The organism is Vibrio penaeicida, assembly GCF_019977755.1.
GTDB lineage: Bacteria > Pseudomonadota > Gammaproteobacteria > Enterobacterales > Vibrionaceae > Vibrio > Vibrio penaeicida.
The window spans coordinates 3,249,059-3,273,738 of record NZ_AP025144.1 but is presented as its reverse complement, the minus strand read 5'-3'; the positions used below and the strand labels follow the sequence as shown (position 1 = coordinate 3,273,738).

General features: G+C 43.7%; 19 protein-coding genes. 13 read left to right on the top strand and 6 right to left on the bottom strand.

The genetic code is table 11. The features are described from left to right. Position 1: 1 nt before the first annotated feature. The 5 genes from hisS (at position 2) to LDO37_RS14715 (ending at position 5,517) form a co-directional block, all read left to right on the top strand. Positions 2 to 1,270, top strand: a complete 1,269-nt coding sequence (hisS, locus tag LDO37_RS14735) for a histidine--tRNA ligase (protein ID WP_126610078.1) — start codon at positions 2 to 4, stop codon at positions 1,268 to 1,270. Between the two features lie 12 nt (positions 1,271 to 1,282). After that, positions 1,283 to 1,897, top strand: coding sequence for a YfgM family protein (locus tag LDO37_RS14730; RefSeq protein ID WP_101110818.1), 615 nt, complete (start codon positions 1,283 to 1,285; stop codon positions 1,895 to 1,897). 12 nt (positions 1,898 to 1,909) lie between these two features. Further along, complete coding sequence (bamB, locus tag LDO37_RS14725; protein ID WP_126610077.1) at positions 1,910 to 3,067, top strand: outer membrane protein assembly factor BamB; 1,158 nt, start codon at positions 1,910 to 1,912, stop codon at positions 3,065 to 3,067. Positions 3,068 to 3,221: 154 nt separating this feature from the next. Continuing rightward, positions 3,222 to 4,706 carry a ribosome biogenesis GTPase Der gene (gene der / locus LDO37_RS14720; protein ID WP_104400488.1) on the top strand — a complete coding sequence of 495 codons (1,485 nt, stop codon included), beginning with the start codon at positions 3,222 to 3,224 and terminating at the stop codon, positions 4,704 to 4,706. Between the two features lie 574 nt (positions 4,707 to 5,280). After that, complete coding sequence (locus tag LDO37_RS14715) at positions 5,281 to 5,517, top strand: zinc ribbon domain-containing protein (RefSeq protein ID WP_126608063.1); 237 nt, start codon at positions 5,281 to 5,283, stop codon at positions 5,515 to 5,517. Between the two features lie 101 nt (positions 5,518 to 5,618). On the opposite strand, the gene xseA is transcribed toward LDO37_RS14715, so the two are convergent. Then, positions 5,619 to 6,875: an exodeoxyribonuclease VII large subunit gene (gene xseA, locus LDO37_RS14710; protein ID WP_399481245.1), complete on the bottom strand. Its 1,257-nt coding sequence runs from the start codon at positions 6,873 to 6,875 to the stop codon at positions 5,619 to 5,621. A 287-nt stretch (positions 6,876 to 7,162) separates the two neighbouring features. On the opposite strand from xseA, the gene guaB reads away from it, so the two are divergent. The 3 genes from guaB (at position 7,163) to LDO37_RS14695 (ending at position 11,104) form a co-directional block, all read left to right on the top strand. Then, the gene (guaB, locus tag LDO37_RS14705; RefSeq protein WP_126608065.1) at positions 7,163 to 8,629 is read left to right on the top strand and encodes an IMP dehydrogenase; all 1,467 of its coding nucleotides are present in this window, start codon (positions 7,163 to 7,165) and stop codon (positions 8,627 to 8,629) included. Positions 8,630 to 8,710: 81 nt separating this feature from the next. Further along, positions 8,711 to 10,264 (top strand): glutamine-hydrolyzing GMP synthase, encoded by a 1,554-nt coding sequence (gene guaA / locus LDO37_RS14700; protein ID WP_126608066.1) that lies wholly within the window; start codon positions 8,711 to 8,713, stop codon positions 10,262 to 10,264. Between the two features lie 243 nt (positions 10,265 to 10,507). Further along, on the top strand, positions 10,508 to 11,104 hold the full coding sequence (locus tag LDO37_RS14695) for an acetate uptake transporter (protein ID WP_126608067.1): 597 nt from the start codon (positions 10,508 to 10,510) through the stop codon (positions 11,102 to 11,104). A 105-nt stretch (positions 11,105 to 11,209) separates the two neighbouring features. On the opposite strand, the gene LDO37_RS14690 is transcribed toward LDO37_RS14695, so the two are convergent. Together LDO37_RS14690 and LDO37_RS14685 are read right to left on the bottom strand one after the other, a co-directional pair. Further along, on the bottom strand, positions 11,210 to 12,754 hold the full coding sequence (locus tag LDO37_RS14690) for an alanine/glycine:cation symporter family protein (protein ID WP_126608068.1): 1,545 nt from the start codon (positions 12,752 to 12,754) through the stop codon (positions 11,210 to 11,212). Between the two features lie 348 nt (positions 12,755 to 13,102). Continuing rightward, positions 13,103 to 14,383, bottom strand: a complete 1,281-nt coding sequence (locus tag LDO37_RS14685) for a D-amino acid dehydrogenase (protein ID WP_126608069.1) — start codon at positions 14,381 to 14,383, stop codon at positions 13,103 to 13,105. A gap of 138 nt (positions 14,384 to 14,521) precedes the next feature. Between LDO37_RS14685 and LDO37_RS14680 the strand changes: the two genes are divergently transcribed. The 3 genes from LDO37_RS14680 (at position 14,522) to LDO37_RS14670 (ending at position 17,381) form a co-directional block, all read left to right on the top strand. Then, positions 14,522 to 15,421 (top strand): LysR substrate-binding domain-containing protein, encoded by a 900-nt coding sequence (locus LDO37_RS14680; RefSeq protein WP_126608070.1) that lies wholly within the window; start codon positions 14,522 to 14,524, stop codon positions 15,419 to 15,421. A 112-nt stretch (positions 15,422 to 15,533) separates the two neighbouring features. Next, entirely contained in the window at positions 15,534 to 16,508 is a 975-nt protein-coding gene (locus LDO37_RS14675; RefSeq protein ID WP_126608071.1) for an ion channel, read from the top strand. A 375-nt stretch (positions 16,509 to 16,883) separates the two neighbouring features. Beyond that, the gene (locus LDO37_RS14670) at positions 16,884 to 17,381 is read left to right on the top strand and encodes a GNAT family N-acetyltransferase (RefSeq protein ID WP_126608072.1); all 498 of its coding nucleotides are present in this window, start codon (positions 16,884 to 16,886) and stop codon (positions 17,379 to 17,381) included. Positions 17,382 to 17,413: 32 nt separating this feature from the next. Here the strand turns inward: LDO37_RS14670 and LDO37_RS14665 are convergent, their stop codons facing one another. After that, on the bottom strand, positions 17,414 to 18,607 hold the full coding sequence (locus tag LDO37_RS14665) for an EAL domain-containing response regulator (protein ID WP_126608073.1): 1,194 nt from the start codon (positions 18,605 to 18,607) through the stop codon (positions 17,414 to 17,416). Between the two features lie 260 nt (positions 18,608 to 18,867). On the opposite strand from LDO37_RS14665, the gene LDO37_RS14660 reads away from it, so the two are divergent. Beyond that, positions 18,868 to 19,797 (top strand): SRPBCC family protein, encoded by a 930-nt coding sequence (locus LDO37_RS14660; protein ID WP_126608089.1) that lies wholly within the window; start codon positions 18,868 to 18,870, stop codon positions 19,795 to 19,797. A gap of 11 nt (positions 19,798 to 19,808) precedes the next feature. Here the strand turns inward: LDO37_RS14660 and LDO37_RS14655 are convergent, their stop codons facing one another. Next, positions 19,809 to 20,519: a response regulator transcription factor gene (locus LDO37_RS14655; RefSeq protein WP_126608074.1), complete on the bottom strand. Its 711-nt coding sequence runs from the start codon at positions 20,517 to 20,519 to the stop codon at positions 19,809 to 19,811. Positions 20,520 to 20,698: 179 nt separating this feature from the next. On the opposite strand from LDO37_RS14655, the gene LDO37_RS14650 reads away from it, so the two are divergent. Further along, positions 20,699 to 23,758: a 7TM diverse intracellular signaling domain-containing protein gene (locus LDO37_RS14650; protein WP_185829822.1), complete on the top strand. Its 3,060-nt coding sequence runs from the start codon at positions 20,699 to 20,701 to the stop codon at positions 23,756 to 23,758. Here the strand turns inward: LDO37_RS14650 and LDO37_RS14645 are convergent. Beyond that, positions 23,725 to 24,453 carry a FadR/GntR family transcriptional regulator gene (locus LDO37_RS14645; protein ID WP_126608076.1) on the bottom strand — a complete coding sequence of 243 codons (729 nt, stop codon included), beginning with the start codon at positions 24,451 to 24,453 and terminating at the stop codon, positions 23,725 to 23,727. The genes LDO37_RS14650 and LDO37_RS14645 overlap by 34 nt on opposite strands. Positions 24,454 to 24,680: the final 227 nt, after the last annotated feature.

Sequence of the window (24,680 nt, the reverse complement as noted above, 5' to 3'; positions counted from 1 at the left end):
TGTGGCAAAAACGATACAAGCAATCAGAGGCATGAATGACTGCCTCCCTACACAATCTCCTCTTTGGCAAAAAGTGGAGAGCGCGGTTAAACATGTAATCAGTGCGTACGGATACAGTGAAGTTCGCATGCCTATCGTTGAGATGACTCATCTATTTAGCCGCGCCATCGGTGAAGTGACCGACGTTGTTGAAAAAGAGATGTACACCTTTGAAGATCGCAATGGCGATAGCCTGACTTTGCGCCCTGAAGGGACAGCTGGTTGTGTTCGATCCGGTATTGAAAATGGTTTGCTGTATAACCAAGAGCAACGCCTGTGGTACATGGGACCGATGTTCCGTCACGAACGTCCTCAAAAAGGTCGTTATCGTCAATTCCACCAGTGTGGTGTGGAAGTATTCGGTCTGAATGGTCCCGATGTCGATGCTGAACTGATCATGCTGACAGCTCGTCTATGGCGAGAACTCGGTATCGAAAAACATGTGCGTCTAGAGTTAAACTCAATTGGTTCATTAGAAGCTCGTGCTAACTATCGCACGGCGTTGATTGAATTCCTTGAACAGCACATCGATATTCTCGATGAAGACTGTAAACGTCGTATGCATACGAACCCGCTACGTGTTCTGGATACCAAAAATGCAGATATTCAAGCGATTCTAGTTGATGCTCCTCAGCTGTCCGATTACCTTGACGAAGAATCTAAAGCACATTTTGCTGGATTGTGTGAACTTCTTGACGCTGCTGGTATCGAATACCAAGTTAACCAGCGTCTTGTACGTGGTCTGGATTATTACAACCGTACCGTTTTTGAATGGATTACTGAAAGCTTAGGTGCTCAAGGCACAGTGTGTGGCGGCGGTCGTTATGATGGGCTTGTCGAGCAGCTGGGTGGTAAGTCTACCCCAGCAGTGGGTTTTGCTATGGGGCTAGAGCGCTTAGTTCTTATGTTAGAAGAACTGGACCTAGCTGACACGCGTCGCGCAGTCGATGTGTACATGGTAAGCGCAGGTGAAGGCACATTAATGGCAAACATGAAGCTGGCAGAGCAAATTCGAGAGTCATTGCCAGGCATACGTGTGATGACGCACTTCGGTGGCGGTAACTTCAAGAAACAATTTAAGCGTGCTGACAAAGTTGGCGCGGTCGTAGCCTTAGTGCTTGGTGAAAACGAAGTAGCGGAAGGCACTGTAGTCGTCAAAGACTTAACAGGTGGCGAACAAACAACAGTTGCACAGGCAGACGTTGCCGCGCAACTTAAGCATTTGATCTAAAGAGGACAGGACGTGGAACTCTACGATACTGAAGAACAACAGGTAGAAGCCATTAAAGAATGGTGGAAAGAGAATGGTAAAGCGGTCATCGTAGGTGCGGTGGTTGGCTTAGGCGGTATCTTTGGCTGGCGTTTTTATCAGGACTCGCAAGCAGAAGCGCAAGGTGCAGCTTCTCAAGCGTACGATAAAGTACTGACTCAAATACAGAACTCTGGTGCAGAGTCATCATCTGATGCACTGGCGTTTATCGAAGCGAATAAAGAATCTCAATATTCAGTATTAGCTGCGCTACAACTAGCAAAAGCATTTGTTGAAGCGGGAGAGCTGGATAAGGCTCTAGAGCAGTTAAACTGGGCTAAAGCAAACACAAAAGATACGGCTATCGTTTCTTTGTTAACAGTACGTACTTCTCGCGTGCTTGCAGAACAAGAAAAGTACGATGAAGCGCTTACTCAGCTCGATTCGATTAAAGAAGCGGGTTGGGCTGGTCGTGTTGCTGAGCTTAAAGGCGACATCTTGCTTCGTCAGGGTAACTCTGAAGGTGCGTATGCTGCCTACTCAGAAGCACAACAGCAGTCAGATGCGAGCCAAGCTCTGCAAATGAAGCTGGACGATCTGGCGAAGTAAGGGTTGTATCGAATGAAGAAAATGCTCAACCGAGCTGTGATGTGCGCCTTGGCTGTAGCCGGCTTAGCTGGATGCGCGGGCGAAGAAGACACCATCGTAATGGCACCTTTGCCTATTGTTGAAAGCCAATTTACACCAGCAAGTAACTGGTCTACTTCGGTTGGTGATGGTGTTGGGCATTATTTTTCCAAACTGAAACCTGTCTATGCGTACGACAATGTATTTGTTGCCAGTCGAGATGGACAAGTAAAAGCGCTGGATCCTAATACAGGGAAAGCAAACTGGTCTACCACTGTTGAGTCAGAAAACACGGCTCGCCTGTCCGGTGGAATTGCTGCGGCGTTTGGTAAGTTGTTTATCGGTAGCGAAAATGGCGAATTGATAGCGCTTTCTGCAGAAAATGGTGAGCTTCTTTGGCGTTCTTCAGTAGAGGGTGAGGTACTTGCAGCACCTGCTACCGACGCTAACCTTGTTATGGTCCATACTTCTCGCGGAATATTGGTCGCCTTAAACCAAGAAGACGGCTCTCAAGAGTGGACAGTGAGTTCAGAAGTTCCCAGCTTAACGCTTCGTGGAGACAGTTCTCCTGTCACCATTTCTGGTGGTGTGTTCTGGGGAACTGCTAATGGCCGAATTGCAGCCGCGATTGTGGCTCGTGGGCAACTAATTTGGCAACAGCCAGTGGGGACGCCTAAAGGTTCCACTGAAATTGATCGTCTAGTCGATGCCGATGCATCGCCCATCATTATTGGTAGCACGTTATACATTGTCGGTGTAAACGGTCAGCTTGTGGCGATTGACTTACGTTCTGGTTCGCCATCTTGGAAGCGTACTTACTCATCTGCAACCGATATGGTGACGGATGGCAGTAATCTTTACTTAGTTACCGATAAAGATCATCTCGTCGCGGTTGATGCGCGTAGTGGTACAGAAATCTGGAGCAACAAACAGTTAGAGCACCGTTTATTAACGGCTCCTTCAATTATCGACGGCAAGTTAGTCGTTGGCGATACTGAAGGTTATCTACATTGGCTGGAGAAGGACTCTGGCAAGTTTGTGGCTCAGCAACTTATAGACGACAGTGGCTTTGCTGTAGGACCTATTGTTGTTGACGAAGGTTACGTTGTAGTGACGCGTTCTGGTGCTGTAAAGAAACTGCAGATCCAGTAAATAACGTGATATAATTCACAATCGGCTCTTGGCTGTTCTCAGTCAAGAGCCGTTTTATTGATAATTAAACAAGTGTGGTTATAGGTAAGTTCTAAGCTTTAGTGCTAATGATTTACCTATAGCTACATTAAGAAATAAGATTGTAGAGGTACATATGATTCCTGTAGTTGCTCTTGTAGGGCGTCCTAATGTTGGTAAGTCGACGCTTTTTAACCGTCTGACTAGAACGCGTGACGCGTTAGTGGCCGACTTCCCTGGATTAACTCGGGATCGTAAATACGGTCAGGCAAAACTGGGTGAACATGATTTCATCGTTATCGATACTGGTGGTATTGATGGAACGGAAGAGGGCGTAGAAACAAAGATGGCACAGCAGTCGCTGGCAGCGATTGATGAAGCTGATGTGGTTCTCTTTATGGTTGATGGTCGTGCTGGTTTAACACCAGCGGATGAAGCCATTGCGATGCACCTTCGAAAAATAGAGAAACCAGCTATGCTGGTGGTGAACAAAGTAGACGGTATTGATGCCGATGCAGCGTGCGCCGATTTCTGGAAGCTTGGCGTCGAAAACATGTATCAAATTGCGGCATCTCATGGTCGCGGTGTAGCAGCGTTGATTGATCGTGCACTTAATCCATTTGCAGAAGAACTCATTGCAAATGCTGAAGGTGAGCTGGAAGACCTCACGGACTTTGAAGACCCGGAAGAAAAACTGGATTACACCGAAGAAGAAGCGGAAGCTGAATTCAAACGCTTACAAGATCAACCTATAAAGCTGGCTATCATTGGTCGTCCTAATGTAGGGAAATCGACGCTTACAAACCGTATTCTTGGTGAAGAGCGAGTCGTAGTATTTGATGCCCCAGGCACTACTCGTGACTCTATTTACATTCCAATGCAGCGTGATGAACGTGAATATGTCCTGATTGATACAGCAGGTGTACGTCGCCGTACGCGTATCAATGAGACGGTAGAAAAGTTTTCAGTTGTTAAGACTTTGAAAGCTGTCGAAGACGCTAACGTAGTGCTGCTGGTTATTGATGCTCGAGAAAACATATCTGATCAAGATTTAAGTCTATTAGGTTTTGCGCTGAATTCTGGTCGCTCCATTGTGATTGCGGTGAATAAGTGGGATGGTCTAGATACTGATGTAAAAGAGCATGTGAAGAAAGAGCTTGATCGCCGCCTAGGTTTTGTCGATTTTGCACGAATTCACTTTATCTCAGCGTTGCACGGTACTGGTGTAGGGCACTTGTTTGAATCGGTTCAAGAAGCGTATAAATCGGCAACGACTCGTGTTGGTACATCTGTTCTAACTCGAATCATGAAAATGGCGCAAGATGATCACCAACCACCAATGGTGCGTGGTCGCCGAGTGAAATTGAAATACGCGCACGCTGGTGGCTATAACCCTCCAATCATTGTTGTTCACGGTAACCAAGTACATGAATTGCCAGACTCCTATAAGCGTTACTTAATGAACTACTACCGTCGTTCTTTGGAAATTATGGGTACTCCTATCCGAATTCAATTCCAGAGTAGTGACAACCCATTTGAAGGTAAGTCCAATAAACTTACGTTGTCGCAAGAGCGAAAACGCAAACGACTTATGTCGATGATGAAAAATCGAAATAAATAACTAAAAAGCGCCGAAAGGCGCTTTTTTGTATTCGAAGACAATTAACGTATTTTTGTTTGTCGGATCTGCCAATAAACAGATGCCCATTAAAATATATTTATTTAAAAACAATGTGTTATCTGTAATTCCAAACGTTGTAATGTTCACTTACATTCGAATGGCAATTGAATTTTGATCGAATATTAAATTCTGTTAAGTATTATTTTTGGTTTTGTTTTTGGTGTTTATATCTGCTTGAAATTCAAATACAGCATATGTAACTTATGCTTTCGGGGTGTGGTTATATAAATGTTCTTTTTGATGCTGATCGCTGATCAGATGTCCTAGTGCGGAAGATCGGAAAAGATCTGTATTCGTAACTTGACGTCACATATTACGGTTTGATTGTTGAAAAGTAACATGAATACGTACCTTACAATGTGATTAGAACGTATATATCTCAAATAAAATTTAATCGTGAAAGATCAAATGTTCCCAAAGCCCTTGTTCGGATTAACATCTGATACAGATCAAAGCACGTATTAAGTTATGACTTCATTATCAGGATGTACTTCGTGGTAAAGAGGGTAAAGATATGAATGATAATGTATGCAAACACTGTGACAGCGAGTTGAGATGGAATGGTGGGTTATATCACTGCGATTTCTGCTCCGAAGATTATCAGAAGCTTGCGTTCTGCCCAGACTGCGAACAATCTCTAGAAAAGCTTCAAGCATGCGGATCCGCGAGTTATTTCTGCCCAAGCTGTAATGAACTGAAATCCAAGTCTCGAGTTACTTTTATCTATAAAAAACAATCGAATGTGGCTTAAAAGCTTCTTTGTTTAAGAAAACTAAGCTGTATGTAAACGAAAACTGAAGGTCTAACCTTGTTAGTGATCAGAAATTACGCGTAGTTAGAAGTGCACTAGCACTAGTCAGAAACGGTTGAGCGAATATTCCCATCAGCAAGGCGGGTGATAAGTACGTCACCCGTTTTAATTTTGTTAGCATCAGTGACCACATCGCCATTTTCTAGCTGTGTAATACTATAACCACGTTTTAATGTAGCTAGTGGGCTTACGGTGTCCAGTTTCTCGGCTGCTAGAGCCAATTGATGTCGAGACAGTAACAACTGCCTATCCATTGCATCGAAAAGTTTCGCTTTACTGCTAGAGAGCTCGCTCTGAAGCTGATTGAGTTTTCGCTGAGGATTGTGCAATGCGAGCCGGTGATCCAAATTCACCATTGTTCGGCTATTACCTGATAACCTTTGGTTCATTGCAACGCGCAGCCGCTGTTCTAAATCATCCAATCTCTGGCTTTGCTGTTGAAGTTGGTAGCTTGGGTGCTTTCTTTCCAACTTTCTTTCCAGCATATTGAGCGAAGATTGGTGGTCTGTAAGATACTGCAACATTGCCTGACGTAAGTGTTGGCGCTTTTGTTTCAGTGACAATACTTTGTGATTATTGTCTCGACTGACTAACTCTGCGGCTGCTGAAGGTGTTGGTGCTCTCATGTCTGCCACAAAATCAGCAATGGTGACATCTACCTCATGCCCTACAGCAGAAACAATAGGGATCTGGCTTGCGGCAATTGTACGTGCCAAGATTTCATTGTTAAAACACCATAAATCTTCCAACGAACCTCCACCCCGTCCAACAATAAGCACGTCGCACTCTTTGCGTTCGTTCGCTCTACCAATCGCTTGAGCAATTGAGATAGCGGCAGTATCTCCTTGAACGATAGAAGGGTAGATAACGATAGGCAGTGTAGGATCTCGGCGTTTTAATACATCTAGAATATCGTGCAGAGCTGCACCCGTCTTGGATGTGATAACACCAATACGAGTTGGGTTTTCAGGTAAAGGTTGCTTTGAACTTTGAGCAAACAGACCTTCAGCGGCAAGTTTCATCTTCAGCTCATCAAACTCTTGCTGAAGCCGTCCGTCGCCTTCGGGCTGCATATTTTCAATGATAAGTTGGTAGTCACCCCTTGGTTCATAGAGAGACAAGCGGGCTTTAACTAAAACTTGATTTCCATTTTGTGGCTTGAATGTTACTCGACGGTTGTTGCCTCGAAACATCGCACATTTCACTTGGGCACGGGAGTCTTTTAATGTGAAGTACCAGTGACCAGAAACGGGGGCAGAGAAATTAGAAATTTCACCAACGAGCCATACAACGCCCATTTCATTTTCGAGCAGTAGACGGACTTCCGAGTTTAAACGAGATACAGTGAAAATATTATTATTGGTCAGAGAAGACACAACTAATCTCTAAGGCGTGAATATGGAAATTAGCGGCAATATAATACATATCAAGGGGGTGATTGCAAATAAAAAATAAAAAAATGTGTGGTCAAGCGATTGCCCTGTGCGTATAATCCGTCTGCAATATCAAATCCAAATCACTTTATTATGCGAAACGATAAAGCTTGGGTTTATTCCTATTAACACCTTGTTGTGAGATATTGCAAATGCTACGAATCGCAAAAGAAGCTTTAACTTTTGACGACGTTTTACTCGTCCCGGCACACTCCACTGTTCTTCCGAACACTGCTGATCTTCGCACTCAGCTGACTAAAAACATCACTTTGAATATTCCAATGATCTCTGCATCTATGGATACCGTAACGGAAGCTCGCCTAGCCATTGCGCTGGCGCAAGAAGGTGGTATTGGCTTTATCCACAAAAATATGTCGATTGAGCAACAAGCTCATCAAGTGCATCTTGTTAAGATTTTCGAAGCAGGTGTGGTTACTGCTCCTGTGACTGTTGAGCCAACAGCAACGATTGAAGATGTAAAAGCGTTAACTGAAGAAAACGGTTTTGCTGGTTACCCTGTTGTTGCAGATAACAATGAATTAGTGGGCATCATCACTGGTCGCGATGTACGTTTTGTTACTGACCTGACCAAGAAAGTTGAAGATGTCATGACACCAAAAGCACGTCTAGCAACAGTAAAAGAAGGTGCTTCTCGTGAAGAAGTACAAAAGCTGATGCAAGAGCACCGTGTAGAGAAAGTCTTAGTAGTGAACGAAGAGTTCCAACTAAAAGGCATGATCACCGCAAAAGATTTCCACAAAGCAGAACGTAAGCCTAACGCATGTAAAGATGCACAAGGTCGATTACGTGTTGGTGCCGCAGTAGGCGCTGGTGCTGGTAATGAAGAGCGTGTGAAAGCACTTGTTGATGCAGGTGTAGACATTTTACTTATCGACTCGTCTCACGGCCACTCTGAAGGGGTATTGAAGCGTATCCGCGAAACTCGCGCTGCGTTCCCTGACCTCGATATCATTGGCGGTAACGTTGCAACGGCAACGGGTGCGAAAGCCCTAATTGAAGCGGGTGTGAGTGCAGTTAAAGTGGGTATCGGTCCTGGTTCAATCTGTACAACTCGTATTGTTACAGGTGTTGGTGTACCGCAAATCACTGCTATTTCGGACGCAGCAGATGCAGCCGCTGAATACGGTATTCCTGTAATCGCAGACGGTGGTATCCGTTACTCTGGTGACATCTGTAAAGCGATTGCTGCTGGCGCATCTTGTGTGATGGTTGGTTCTATGTTTGCAGGTACTGAAGAAGCACCGGGTGAAGTTGAGCTTTACCAAGGTCGTGCATACAAGTCATACCGCGGTATGGGTTCTCTTGGTGCTATGTCTAAAGGTTCTTCAGACCGTTATTTCCAATCTGATAACGCTGCGGATAAACTTGTTCCTGAAGGCATCGAAGGTCGAATCGCTTATAAAGGTCGCTTGAAAGAAATTGTGCATCAGCAAATGGGTGGTTTGCGTTCAAGCATGGGCCTAACTGGCAGCGCAACAATCAACGACATGCGTACTAAAGCTGAATTCGTGCGTATTTCTGGTGCTGGCATGAAAGAATCTCACGTCCACGATGTGCAGATGACGAAAGAAGCACCAAACTACCGTACTGGTCAGTAACAACCCCTAAAGAATTAACCTTGAAGATGCGTGTCAATACGCATCTTCATCGCTTAACCTATTTGATCTTAAGAGACGAAAATGACTAAGAACATTCATGACCAACGTATTTTGATCCTTGATTTTGGTTCTCAATACACTCAGCTTGTTGCTCGACGCATCCGTGAAATTGGTGTTTATTGTGAGCTGTGGAGCTGGGATGTTGAAGAAGCGGACATTCGTGAATTCAACCCAGACGGCATTATTCTTTCTGGTGGCCCTGAAAGCGTAACAGAAGATAACTCTCCTCGAGCTCCGCAATACGTATTCGATTCTGGCGTACCTGTATTGGGTGTTTGCTATGGCATGCAGACCATGGCGGAACAGCTTGGTGGTAAAGTATCAACTTCTGACGAGCGCGAGTTTGGTTACGCTGCAGTTGAAGTTTCTGGTGAATCCTCAATCTTTAAAGATCTTGAAGCTACTCAAGACGTTTGGATGAGTCATGGCGATAAAGTTGTAGAAATCCCACAAGGCTTCGTAAAGGCGGGTGAGACAGAGACTTGCCCCTATGCTGCTATGGCAAACGAAGAGAAGAAGTACTACGGCGTTCAGTTCCACCCAGAAGTAACACATACGAAAAACGGACTGCAGATGCTAGAGAATTTCGTTCTTGGCGTGTGCGGCTGTGAGCGTTTATGGACTTCCGAATCCATCATTGAAGATGCTGTTGCTCGAATTAAAGAGCAAGTAGGCGACGATGAAGTTATCCTAGGTCTGTCGGGGGGGGTTGACTCTTCGGTTGTGGCAATGCTTGCTCACCGCGCAATTGGCGACAAGCTGACTTGTGTATTCGTTGATAACGGTTTACTACGTTTGAACGAAGCTGAGCAAGTTATGGATATGTTCGGCAACAAGTTTGGTCTTAATATCATCCATGTGAATGCTGAAGACCGTTTCCTAAAAGCGCTGGAAGGCGAAGCTGACCCAGAAGCGAAGCGTAAGATCATCGGTCACGTGTTTGTAGATATCTTCGATGAAGAATCTAAGAAACTGAAAAATGCGAAATGGCTTGCTCAGGGGACTATCTACCCAGATGTTATCGAGTCTGCTGCATCTAAAACGGGTAAAGCACACGTTATCAAATCTCACCACAATGTTGGCGGATTACCGGATGACATGGAGATGGGCTTAGTTGAGCCATTGCGTGAACTATTTAAAGATGAAGTTCGCAAGATTGGTCTTGAACTGGGTCTTCCATACAACATGCTTTATCGTCACCCATTCCCAGGTCCGGGTTTAGGTGTTCGCGTTCTTGGTGAAATCAAGAAAGAATACTGTGACTTGCTGCGCCGCGCTGACGCTATCTTTATTGAAGAGCTGCATGCTGCGGATTTGTACCACAAAGTTTCTCAGGCGTTTACGGTATTCTTACCAGTACGTTCTGTTGGTGTAATGGGCGATGGTCGTAAGTACGATTGGGTTGTTTCATTGCGTGCAGTAGAAACCATCGACTTCATGACCGCTCACTGGGCGCACCTTCCATACGATTTCCTTGGTAAGGTTTCTAACCGTATCATCAACGAAGTCGATGGTATCTCTCGTGTGGTTTACGATATTTCTGGTAAGCCACCAGCGACAATTGAGTGGGAATAATTTCCTCTCACTAGATACCAATGCCAGCCTTCGCGCTGGCATTTTTTTAGCTTTTTTTATTCAAATCTCTGTTCACCCAAACCTGTGTTAACTCAAACCCCTGCTCACCAAGCTTCCGACTCTCCAAGTTTTTATCTGATCATTGCCACAAACTTAGTTTGCACAAGCTATTGTCACAATAAGCCTCAAAACCTTATAAAATTTTCCTGTATTTTTTATTAATAAATTTGAAGGTTATGAGATATGTCGACTAAGCTAGCCAACCCCGCCCCTTTGGGGTTAATGGGATTTGGAATGACCACAATTTTGCTGAATATCCACAATGCAGGTTTTTTCCCAATTGATTCTATGATTCTTGCAATGGGGGTTTTCTATGGTGGGTTAAGCCAAGTGATTGTTGGCATGATGTGCTTTAAACGTGGGGATACATTTGGTACCACTGCGTTTACATCTTATGGCTTGTTTTGGTTAACGCTAGTTGGTTGTATCGTTCTACCTTATCTAGGGCTACCAAAAAGCCCTGATTATTTTATGGGGTGGTACCTCACTTTATGGGGAATCTTTACGGCGTTCATGTTTATCGGTTCACTGTGTTACCCAATCGCAAAGCAAGTAGTGTTTGGATCGCTGACCATTCTTTTTGCGTTACTGGCAATTCGAGATTTCACTGGAAGTGAGCTTATCGGCACAATTGCTGGTTTTGAGGGGATATTCTGCGGAGCGAGTGCCATCTATTTTGCGATGGCTCAAGTACTCAACAACGAATATGGCAGAACCATTTTGCCAATTGGTGAGAAAAAGCCTTCACCAAGAATCAATACCGAACAAATTGCTGCTTAAAAATGGTTGCAAAGTTACGGAAATCGGATTGGTAATAAAAAGGGATAGCAAGCACTATCCCTTATATTATGTACCTATTGGGTATTGTAAGAGTAAAGCGAACGCTTATACCGAAGGTTGCTCTACGCCATCTGCCGACTCTTCGGTTGACGGTGATTTACCAGTTTTACGTTTGTATTTTTCTTCCCAGTAAGTTGCTCCTTTAATACCAAGCTTTATTGGGTTAAACGTATATTCGGTGACGCCTTCTTTCTGCTGCTGCTCATAATCTTTCAGGGCTTTAAGTGCAGGTTTTGCCATAAAGAAGATGATTAGAATACCCACAATATTGAGCCAAGCCATTAAGCCTACGCCCACGTCACCCATTGCCCAAGCCAGATTTGCCGTTTTTACTGTTCCGTAGAATACCGCAGACAGGATGACCAATTTTAGCGCAAACATCATTCCGCTCAATTTGAACGTACGTCGAATGTAAGCGATGTTGGTTTCAGCAATGTAGTAGTAAGCCAAAATAGTGGTGAATGAGAAGAAGAACAAAGCAAATGCAATGAACAGTTTCCCAACACCCGGCAACGTACTTTCTATCGCCATTTGGGTGAAGACTGGACCATTAGCGCCGATTGTTGCAGGTAGATTTTGAATGAGGAATTGTCCTTCAGCACCACCATGTACGTTATAAGCACCAGTGATAAGAATCATAAATGCCGTAGCGGAACAAACGAGTAGCGTATCAATGTAGATTGAGAAAGATTGAACTAACCCTTGTTGCGCAGGGTGGTCGACGCTTGCAGCAGCAGCAGCGTGAGGACCAGTACCTTGACCCGCTTCGTTGGAGTAAACACCACGTTTAACGCCCCAACCGATGGCTGCACCAAAGCCTGCCATTGGAGTGAAGGCATCACCAACAATCATTGAGAAGATACGTGGAACTTCACCAATATTAAGAAGGATAATGACAAACGCAATGACGATGTAGGCTAAAGCCATGAAAGGAACAACGAATTGCGTGAAGTTAGCAATACGCTTAACGCCACCAAAAATGATGAACGCTAAAATGATGGAAATAAAGGTGCCAGTAAAGATTTTAGCGAAACTGTAAGTACCTAGACCTGTATCTATCATCATGCCCGTGCCAAATGCGGCTTCAACGGCATTACCGATACTGTTTGATTGAACGCCCGGAAGAAGAACACCACACGCGAAGATAGTGGCTATAGCAAAAATCCATGCATACCATTTTTGACCCATCGCTTTTTCAATGTAATAAGCAGGACCACCACGGAACTGACCTTCATCTTCTTCTTTGTAAATTTGCGCTAATGTGGATTCTGCGTAGGCTGTTGCGGCACCTAAGAAAGCTACTACCCACATCCAGAATACTGCACCAGGACCACCGAATCCGATTGCCGCAGCGACACCAGCAATGTTACCCGTACCTACGCGTCCTGAAAGCGAAACCGCGAGAGCCTGAAATGAAGATATGCCTTTAGAGGAGCTTTTGCCTGATAAAAGCAAACGCCACATTTCTGAAAAATGACGAACCTGAACAAAGCGAGTAGTAATGGAATAGAACAAGCCAGCGCCCAGACATAAGTAAATAAGTACTGGGCTCCATATTATTCCATTAAGAAAGTCGACGAGTGACTGCATGACTCTTTCCCTATATTGATGTTGTGTTTGTGTGAAAATCGAACGATATATTAATCTTGAATGTGACTAAGTTGTTAATATTTTTATCTAACTGTTGCTGCTATCGTGAGTTAGAGCACGTATCGCTAATATTTTGCAATATAGTGGCTATAAATTGTGCGAAATGATGGTTTGTATAATTATTATTTTTCAAAAAGAATAAAGATATCGACTATGATTCTGTATATTTTTTCATTAAGTTGTACTTTTCATTCTGTAAAAAAACACTTATTTGGAATTAAATTTCATTACCCCTGTTGTTGAGGTCGTCTAATGCCTTGAATAGCGAAATCAGCCAAGCGCTATATTTTAGGGTGTCGTTACGTATTTTTTTTTACGTGCATAGCGAGAGTAGGATAGATCCTCGTGCTCAATATCCGGTGTTTGATTGGCAACAATATCGGCCAACAACCGCCCGGACCCGCAAGCGAGTGTCCACCCCAGTGTGCCGTGACCAGTATTGGTGTACATATTCGATAACGGCGTTTGCCCGATGATCGGTGTTCCGTCTGGGGTCATAGGGCGTAGCCCAGTCCAGTATTCGGCATCCGATAATCTGCTTGCCTTGGGGAAAAGGTCTGTCAGCACCTTATTGATTGTTTGAGTGCGCTTGCCCGGAAGGGTTTGGTTGAATCCAGCCAGTTCTGCGGTGCCTGCCACTCGAATTCGGTTCTTAAATCGAGTAATGGCAACTTTATAGGTTTCATCCATGATGGTTGAATTTGGTGCGTACTCTATGTTTTCTACTGGAACGGTTAAGGAATACCCCTTAACTGGGTAAACCGGTAAATTTACCCCTAAAGGTTTGAGCCATTGCGCTGAGTGACTGCCCATCGCTACGATATACTTATCGGCTTGAAATTCTTGTTGAGTGGTTGTGATTCCGGTGATCACTTTTTGGTTATGCTGAATCGATTTCACTTCTTGATTGTAGTGAAATTGAATGCCTGCATTTTTACAATGCTGTTCCAACTGCTGACAAAATAAAAAGCAGTCGCCAGTTTCATCATTGGGCAGATACAGCCCACCTGTGAGCTTATGCTTTACTGCTGCTAACCCCGGCTCTTTTTCAATACATTGTTCGACATTGAGCAGATGATGTTGAATACCGCTTTTTTCTAATAGATACATGTCTTTTCCGACAGCGTCTATTTGTGCTGCACTGCGAAATACCTGCAATGTACCGAGCTCTTTTCCTTCAAATTCTAGTTTGAGAGATCGCCGTAATTCAGCCATGCTCAATTTGCTGTAATTCGCCAATCGAAGCATTCTCGATTTGTTTTGTTGGTATTTTTCCTCAGTGCAATTTGCCAGCATTTTTAGGCTCCACCCCATCATGTTTGAATCTAACGGTGGAGATATTTTAAGTGGCGCATGTGTTTGAGATAGCCATTTCATGGCTTTGAATGGAATTCCAGGCGCAGCCCATGGAGCAGAGTAGCCATAAGAAAGTTGCCCGGCATTGGCAAAGCTGGTCTCCAATGCACTGCATTCTTGCCTATCGATAACATCGACATCAAATCCTGCTTGTCTTAAATACCACGCGCTGGTTAAACCAATAACACCACTTCCAATCACTAAGGCTTTCATTTTTTACTTGTCCGTTTTAATTCGTCTATTTCGATAGCGCTAATCTGTTTGTAGTGTCTGGTGTTTACAAATGTTTAACAATCGATAAAAATTGCATCTAGCTTTTAGAAAAATTAAACACAAAGATTGGGTGAGAGAATGGAAATTGTGAAAAGCAGTATTGTTAGCCACCTATCGACATTCGAAGTCGCTGCGCGGGTAGGCAGTTTTACTGGCGCCTCTCGTATTCTTCACAAAACAACGGGGGCAATCAGTCAGCAAATATCACTGCTTGAAAAACAACTTGGCTTCCCTGTATTTGAAAGACATTCTCGTGGTGTTCAGCTTAATGAAAACGGTCGGATTCTGTTTGAATCGACACAACAAGGGCTAACGGTTATACATAATGCCATCGAGGGTATTCGCAGCACTGCGAACACAGACCAAGAAATTCGCCTTAAGCTCACCCCATCGTTTGCCTATAAATGGTTAATTCCTAAGTTGCAGAATTTCTATAGTCTTTATCCTGATATTCAAATCCAGAGCTACGCTGAAGCCGCAATAGTAGATGCGTACAGTGGCGATTTTGATTTGGCGATTGATTACGGTGTGGTTCCATACCGAGATTCTCGCGCCAGTTTGCTTTTTAAAGAATCTCTTCTTCCTGTTATGTCGCCTTCCGTGATGGCGCAGCACGATTGGAAAAACGATCCCAACGTATGGGAGAAAGTCTTACTGCTGCACGATGGAATGGCTTGGCGGCACGCCTCAAAGGATGTGGAATGGCAGATGTGGATGAAGCTCAATAATATTTTTCCCAGTGAGTTAAAAGGGCATTTCTTTAACCGAGCGGATATGGCCATGGCGGCGGCAGAAGCGGGCGTTGGTGTTGCGATGGGAAGATTGTCCTTACTTGAAGAGGACATAAAAACACAAAGGCTATGTAGCCCATTTTCGGCAACACCTGTTGAAGCCGGGTATTTTTTTATTCAGCATCAAAAGAGTGAGAATATCGATAAATTTGTTCACTGGTTAAGACAAGAAGTAGGAAACGAATAAATATCAACGTCTCCTTTTGTGACTGCTTTAATCCCAACCTACACTTAAAAAGTATTTTGCATCTTGCGCCATTGGCTTGATGCGTTTTTTGAGCTTTTTAGGGCGAGTGTTTATGACAGCAAACAAAACATGTAAATATTGCAATCCCGATGGTTGGCAGTGTAACGAACCAGCTGGCGAATCGGGATTGTGCTATTGGCATGATCCTAAAGTGGATAAGAGTAACGACGATGTAAAAGCCAAAGTAGAACAGTGGGCAAAAGATGGGAAGCCATTGGACGGATTCCAGCTTTCTAGAGCCAAACTTGAAGACATTAACCTCGTGAATAGAGGAAGCAGAGAAGGGTACAAGTGCCGTGATGCGGATTTCTATCGAGCGGATTTGCGAAACGCGCATTTCTTTGGTCTCGATCTAAGAGGCTCGTCTTTAATGAAAAGTACATTGGCTGGGTCAAACCTGCATTGTGCCCATCTTGAAAATTGCAACCTGCTTGGCGCTGACTTGAGTAGAGCTCGTCTTGAAAACGTTGAATGGGGGGAAGAGCTCCAACAAGAAAGAAAGGCAATGGACGCCATTCGACAAGGAGAAATAAAGAAATCCGTTGAACTATGCCAAGAGGCTGAAGAAGTCGCCCGGTGCATTCGAAAGCAGTGTGAAAAAGAAGGGCTATTTGAAATTGCGGGGCACTTTTTCAAGAAAGAGATGGTGTTTAGGCGTTATCAAATGCCTCGTTTTAGTTCCAAACGCATCATCTCAAAAGGTGTTGATTTGTTCTGTGGCTACGGAGAATCTCCAATCCGAGTGGTGATGTTCTCAGTATGTTTGATCATGATGTGTGCACTTGCCTACTTTTTTCTTGGAACAACTGCATCCAATCCTATTTACCCCGATATGCATGGTTCCATGGCGATCTTTTTAGAGTTCCTGAATGCACTTTATTTTAGCGTTGTTACCTTCACGACACTTGGGTATGGAGATATATCGCCTATTGGGTTAGCGCGGTTTATTGCCGCTTTTGAAGCCTTCTTGGGGAGTTTTACTATGGCTTTGTTTGTTGTTGTTTTCGTTAAAAAAATGACACGTTAGCAATGCCAGCATGTGATTGTTATCTCTAGGGTCTGTTGATCTTTCGCGGTTAAATTTTGTTCGAATTCTATGCCTTTTAATCGCGGCGCAAGGTATGTAGCCTAGTCATTCTAAGCAAATACCTTGCAACAATGAGTAAAAGGCATGGGAACGGGGACGCCTAGTCGAACCCTTTGGGCAGCATTTGTGGCTTATTTCTACTGCGTTATCGCTCATTGATGTAGAGCGACTACACCGAATAAGCTCTGCCTTGTATAAATCCCCCACAAATTGCTGCAAAAATCATCTCGAAAGATCAACAGACCCTAGTTAACCTTTGTTAACGCTCCACAGCGTAGTAGCACTTATATTTCTTCTGTTTTTAATGGAGGATCTATGCGCTGGAAAATTTGCACATTCGAACAATTAACACCAATTGAACTTTATCAATTACTTAAGTTAAGAGTGGACATTTTTGTTGTTGAACAAAATGCGCCTTATTCTGATTTGGATGGGAAAGATTGTGCAGAAGGTGTTATGCATGTTCTTGGGTTCGATGGTGATGAGGTTGTAGCGTATTCCCGTTTGTTACCACAAGGAATGGGGTATCCAGAAGAAGTTAAGCCATATTTAGGTGAGAATAAAAGCGATACCGCGATAGGGCGTGTTGTTGTGCATTCAGCATATCGAGGGAGAGGCCTTGGTGACGAATTGCTGAGAGTTTCCATAGCGGCGATGCAGCGTCATGAATTTTCGACCCCAGTGTTTATCTCAGCTCAGTCGTATCTTGTTCCCTATTATCAAAAGCAAGGTTTTGAGGTGTTTACACCTGCCTATATGGAGGATGGGTGTGACATGAGGGGAATGCGCGCTAACGCATTTCACACTCTCTAGATACTGTTTTTTAAGATAATTTGTTAACACCGTTAATTTGGGGCTTTTGTCCAACTATGGTACCAGCGCAATAAATTATCTATGGGCCTTGGAGTACAAATTAAAAAGCCTTGAATGTGCATTTTTTTGTAATTACTTTCGAGGTAGCTTAAGTCCTCAATTGTCTCCATGCCTTCAGCAATCAGCGTGACATCCAATCTTGAAGATATGTCGGCGAGAGAATTCACGACAACTTGGTTAAATTGATCGCAGTGAATGTCTGTGATTAAGCTACGATCAATTTTTACTTCGGTAAACGGCAGGCTCCGAAGCTGCTGTAGGTTGGTAAAACCAGTCCCAAAGTCATCTAATGACAATCCAAAGCCACGGATACGGAATCTGTTTAAAGACTCCAATTGCTCGGTGCTTTTTAAGGCGAACTCTTCGGTAATTTCTAAGATAACTTGTGATTTATTGACTCCCTTAGATGTGACAATTTCATTCAAGACATCAGGATATGTCGGGTCGACCAATTGGCTGGGAGAAAGGTTGACACTGACCTTTAGTTCTTGACCAAACTCTTTGCACAGCGTCGGTAAATCATCGAGAGATTTTTCTAAAACCTGCAGAGTAATGTCATTAAGCAATTCATAACGCATTGCGGTAGGAATAAACTGGCCAGGAAGAATCGCTTCAGGTATCCCGGGTTTACAAATCCTAGCAAGTACTTCGACACCGTTAACCTTATGAGATTGCGCACCAACTTTGGGTTGGTAATAGGGGGTAATGTAGCGGTTTTCGATACACTCAATGAGCTCTTCCTTTGACATTTTCTCGTAATGTACAAAGTTACGCTCTTCCATTTGTTTTAGTTTATCGAGTGCTCTTTTCAGGCTGTTTAGGTCGATTGGCTTAGAAATATTTCCCAGTAAGCAAACTTGGTGTTGTTTAGAGATATCTGCGGCTAGTTCTATTATTCGCCTTTCCATATCGGAGATAATACAGATACCGCCTTCAAACTGCATTGCACCTAACTGCTTGATGACTTCCATACCATCAATTTCAGGCATATTGAGATCGGTAAAAACCGCACTGTATTTATGAGGCTGGTTACGAATGGATTCCAGCGCCTTTTTAGGGTTAGAAGAGGTCACTACGTTGGTATATCCGAGCTCGAGCAGCATGGTTTTCATGACCATTAGAATAGCTTGCGAGTCGTCAATGACGACAATTTGTTTATGTTTCATGCCTTGTTACACCTATAGCCAACGTATTTTTCTCATCACTGACTTATCTGTATTTTTGTATGTGCCAATGAATAATTTGAAGCTTTTATGCCCCATATATTAAAAAACTAGTAGAAGGAGCTAAGATATCAAGCTAATTGACTATTCTCTTAGGCTGGGTATTAGGTTTAACACAAACCTGTAGATGGTAAGAAATGGCGTTGAAGTAAGACTGTGAATTGTCCAATATAAATAAAGGCTAAAAGGGACGCGAGGTGAACATGCTGAGTTATCAGGTATGCCGAGACATTGAAATTGAAAAGACACCAGAATTTATAACTGAATTTATTAGCAATTTCAAAAACTGGCCAGATTGGTCTCCGTGGTTAATTATGGAAAGAAATTGCACTTTGACCTACAACGGTGATCTAGGAAATATTCAGTCAGGATATGAGTGGAGCGGAAATTTGGTCGGAGCGGGAAGTATGGTGCTAACGAGTAAATCGGATACTCAGTTGGAAATGTCGCTTACATTTTTACGCCCGTTTAAGTCCTCCGCTATCATTAAATTCAAGGCGGAGCCTACCGCTTCGGGAACTCGGCTAAGTTGGGTAATGGAAAGCCGCGTCCCTTGGTTTTTGTTTTTTCTTAAAGGCATGTTCAAGTCGATGATCGGGATGGATTATGACCGCGGGTTACTCATGCTCAAAAGCTTGGTTGAAACAGGAGAAGTGCATTCGGAGTTAACACTGGTTGGAAATAGCATGTTGCCAGCAACCCATTACATTGCACTAGAGAATGGTGCAGGCATTCAAGACATGGGACCGACCATGCAAGGGGATATTGTTAAACTGGATGAATTTTTAGCGGAACAAAATATTGAGTCATCGGGGGAAATGTTTGCCTTATATGACAGGATGGATATGGCAACTATGCACTTTGATTTTCACACATGTTATCCGATATCCGAGCCTGTGAATGTCCCTGAACCCTTTATTTGTGGTTACCTAAAAGCAAGTGAAACGTATGTAGTGGAACACACTGGTGCATACCAATTTCTTGGCAACGCATGGTCCATGGCCATGATGGCAGCCAGACACAACAAAGTAAAAGTGACCCGAAAGCCAATGGGAATCGAACGCTATGTCGATAACCCAAATAATGTGGAAATTACGAAGCTCAGAACCGAAATTGTGTTGTTCAAAAAGTGACAGTATGACTATTACTGAGTAGCAAGCATGTAACCTTTGCCGCGAATCGTCACCAGCAACTCTGCATGTGAGCTGTTTGCTTCGAGTTTCTTTCGTAAACGGCTGATTAGCATGTCAATGGAGCGGTCGGTTGGCGACCAATTTTGGCTTTTTGTTATCTTCACTAATTGAGGGCGGGTGCATACCTTTCCGGCGTTGCCAATAAGGAAAAGCAGCGCTTCATTTTCCGCATCCGTTAAACGAAACTCGGTTCCGTCTTTATGAAGCAATAACTTATTTTCTTTATGCAGGCGAATACCTGGGTAAACATGAATGTAGATAGATTCTTGATCGTGCTCGTGTGAGGGCACGTCATTGCGGCGCAATACGGCTTGGACTCTAAGTAGCACTTCCACCATATTCAGTGGCTTCACAACATAGTCATCAGCCCCTCGAGCCAGCCCCTTGATACGATCTTCATCCGATTTTCGGCTGGATACCAATATGACTTTGCATAATTTTTCCTTAGAAAGGCAATGTGCAATCTCGGTGCCATCAGCATTAGGCAGCACGACATCACAAAGCACTAAGTCTATGGGGGGGTGGCTGTTAGCAACCTGCTGAAAGACACCTTCACCAGTAATGTTGATGAGGACATCATAGCCTTGAGACTGTAATGCTTTTACGAGTGATTCACGTGTAGGTGCGTGATCTTCAACTACTAAAATACGACGATGAGGCATGAGAGCTAATCTGACCCTAGATTGGTATGCAGTTTTGGAAATTGTTTGTTAATTATTTACAACGAGTATCAGCTAAAAAAATGAAACAACCCATCAATTATTGAAATAGTTTATAATATTTCGCTCAATTTAAAAACTATCAATTGTAATGTTCCATGTCGCACTTTAATGTCTCATTTATGAAATATAGCTTTGTTGCCATTCTATTCATTCTCAGCTCAATGTTGAGTTTTGAAAGCTCAGCTCATGTAAAGAAAACATCTATTCCAATTGCCAGCATGAGCAAATTTGAAGATGAAAGTGCGAACATGAGAATTAGTGATGTTTTGGCGTTAGATCAATCTGATTGGGAAGCTATCTCTACAAATGAAGTGAATAACTTTGGCTACAGCAAATCGGCTTTTTGGCTAAAAGTGACCTTCATGAAACCTCAAGAAGATTGTTGTATCTTGACGGTTTCTTACACGCCGTTGGACTACCTCGATTTTTACCAAGTGATAGACGGTACGCGCCTTGTGCACCAACAGTCTGGGGATCGTTATGCGTTTGATGTTCGCCCCTTCCACGACAGGCATAATACGTTTCGCGTTACCTTTTCCTCTAATGAACCAACGGTTTTTTATCTAAGAGTACAGAGTGAAAGTATTCTTCAGCTCCCATTGGAGTACTATACCGATATTGAGTTTGCTCAGACACTGGGGCAGGAAAACTTCTTTCTAGGGCTCTTTTACGGCGGGTTACTTTTAATCGCAGTATACAACGCCTTTGTCTTTTTTCGTCTACGAGACAAGGTATACGCGTATTACTTATTCTTTGTTATAAGTGCTGCATTGAGCGCGGCATGTTGGGATGGTTTGGCTTTTCACTATTTGTGGCCAAATGCGCCAGATTGGGCAAGTCGTTCGATTCCCATCACGACAGGGATGCTCACGTTTTGTACGTTGCTATTTAGCCAAGAGTTGTTGCAAATTCGTAAAAATATGCCCTGGGTGAACATCATTGTTGAGATCACTAAGGCGGTCTCAGTACTCTTGATCGTGATGACCTATATTGTTTCTTACTCTACAGTGGGTCAACTAAGCTTTGCAGTTGCCATTGGTTCTGGCGTTATCGGCATGCTGGTAGGGGTTGCAGCGCTCTACAAAAGAATTGAAGGTTCTGGATTATATTTGGTGGCGTGGTCCCTTTTGTTTGCTGGTGTTAGCATGAATTCTATGGCGAACATCGGGTTAATACACGACAGTGTTGTCACCAATTACCTGATGCATTTAGGGGGCGTCGTTGAGGTTTGTTTATTCTCCGTGGCTTTGGCAAATCGCATTAAACTGCTGAAACAAGATAAGCAGGATGCGGAAACTCGAATGTCCATTGAGAGGCAAATTGCTCAAGACAAAGCCAATACGTTAGCGATCATTAGTCATGAGCTCCGGACGCCGATGAATGCGGTTCTGGGGTTTGTGTATTTGGCCAAGCAGGGAAAAGGGCAGCTGAGTACGCAAGACTACTTAGAGAAAATTGAGCAAGCGTCATCAAATTTAGTGAAAATCATAAATGACAGCCTTGATTTTTCTAAGCTCGAACAGAAAAAACTGAGCTTGAAATGTGAGCCTTTCAGTTTGGTCGATGTGGTTGATCACGTCACTTCTGTATCTACCCCCGCTCTGGCAGGAAAACCAGTTCAAATGCACATTCAAGTTGCGCCTGATGTTCCAGCTCATTTAATGGGTGACAGTGTTCGGTTAGAACAAGTCATTATCAATCTGACCAACAACGCGATTAAACACACGGATCATGGTTATGTGGGAGTGGGAATATCGGTTGTACGCAAAGCCGGTCATGAAGTGGTGCTAGCCTTTAATATCTCGGATTCTGGGCAAGGAATATCTCGGCAATCTCGCGATCGCCTTTTCAAACCATACTCACAGTTGGACGAACACCATAAAGGCACGGGGCTTGGTTTATCGATTAGCCAAAAAATTGTCCATCTGATGGGCGGGAAAATTGAATGCTTTAGTCAAGTGGGGCGAGGCTCTCTCTTTTCTTTTGAATTGTCTTTCCCATTAATTAACGCACCCGAACGACCATCCGAATCTGCGCATGTTTTGTTGGTCTGTGAAAATACCTTGTTCGGAGAAAACACTGAGCTTACGTTAAAGTGGCTAGGCATGGAGTGCGATCTTGTGTCGGCTTCACAAGCGTTAGAGATGACGTGTAATTACGACCTCATTCTTGTGGACCAAGCATTGGAAGGCATATCGGGAGAAACCTTCATCGATATTCTTCAAACCACTGACCTTTCGGAAATTCCTGTTGCGATGCTTTGTAACATCGACGAAGTGGATGAGGTAGAGGGCAACGTCTGCCGGTTGAGCAAACCTATTCGCGTGTCGGATGTTCTTCAACTTGTGGGGAAAATGAATGGGAAAGAGGTGGATGAGCAAAGCCTTCTCTCCGACACAGACTACGCACTCAGTGGGCTAAAAGTGCTGGTGGCCGACGATAACAAATTAAATCAGGAGTTCATCAGCGACATGCTGGCCATGTTTGGCGCGGATGTTGATGTGGTTGAAAATGGTCAGCAAGCGCTGGATGCGTTGTCGAAGTTTGATTATCACGTGTTGTTGCTAGACCTGCACATGCCAGAAGTGGACGGAATTGAATGCGCAATGGAAATTCGAAAGAACCCAAAGTTATCGGATTTAACCATCATTTGCACCAGCGCCAGTCCTGGAGCAGCGTCTTATCGTGTTGATGTGTTCGATGACTGCATTGCAAAACCGATTCTGGCAGACCAGTTATTGGAGTTACTCTCTCCCTATTGTCTTGATATTTCTCACGACAATAAACGTAACACCAAGGGCGAGATACGTTGGCCATCTGAGGAACCAACACTGTTGATTGAAGGCATTGATATGTCGTTTTTATTGAATCAATGTGCTCATTGCGATCTAAAAGTGAAAAACAGGCTGACGATTTTCTCCGATATGGCCACGTCATTTTTGCACGATGTATCAGAAGTTTCGCCGGACAATACACGCGACCTTCAACGTATTTATCACGATTTTGCGGGAACGGCAGGGGTGATAGGGGCGACAGAATTACAGGACATGGCGCTATCGTTGGACTTGTCATTGCAAGAAGGAAAGTTTGATGAAGGCATATCCGAAAAGCTGTCTAAACAAACAGCTGAAATGATTTCTCGAATTCAAGCGTCTTCCATTTCTTCAACAGTTGTTTGATGTACGCTGGTGAGGTGATTGAGCATGGCTTGCTCAGCGGCATCTGCGTCGTGTTGGCTCAACGCTTCGTAAATAGCCATGTGCTCTATATAGCTTTGTTCTATGGAACCTTTTTTACTCATGACTTGGCGTCGAAATTTCAAACCAAAGGAATAGAGTTCGTCAGAATAATTGATGAAAATTGGGTTTGCGGCAATTTCAGCAATGCTCAAATGAAACTGGTGATCGGACAGTTGAAACCGGACAGGATCTGAGAACATTTTGGATTGCTGTTTCAGCAACGCTTTTAACTCGTTGAGTTGCGATTGAGTAATGTTTTTCGCAGCTTGACGAGCGATGGCTGCTTCGATCACTTTTCGGCTTTCAAAAACAGTATCTACAGAATGGTTGTTGATTTGTAAGCTGGAAGACTCCGGTAACCAGTCATTGCGTTTGAGCAATTGCTCGTCTCGATTAACACGTGTTTTGGAACCATGAGAAACATGGATCATTCCATACGCTTGAATAATGCCTAACGCGCCACGTACGGTTTCTCTGCTCACCCCAAACATGCTGCTGAGTTCTCGCTCGCTAGGTAACTCGTCCCCATCGCGTAATAAGCCCGTTACGATCATTTCCAGAATCTTTTCCGCCAGAATGTCTTTTTTGGTTTTGTTTTTCAGGGTTTGCTCAAAGGCAAAAGCTGAGCGAGTCATAAGGAAATACCATTGTGTACAATTCTTTCACAATTATGGGGATGGTACGGTTTAAGAGCAAGCGTAAGAAAAACGGGAAGCAGAAGGACGGATTCACATAAGCAACGTGCCGGCGTGGAACTTTACAGACACGTTATGTGAATCAAATGACCGACATGCCCTTGTTCAGCCTTGGCTGATAGAGGGAAGGCTTGTCAGCCGTATTGTGGAGGCTCATCTTTCTACTT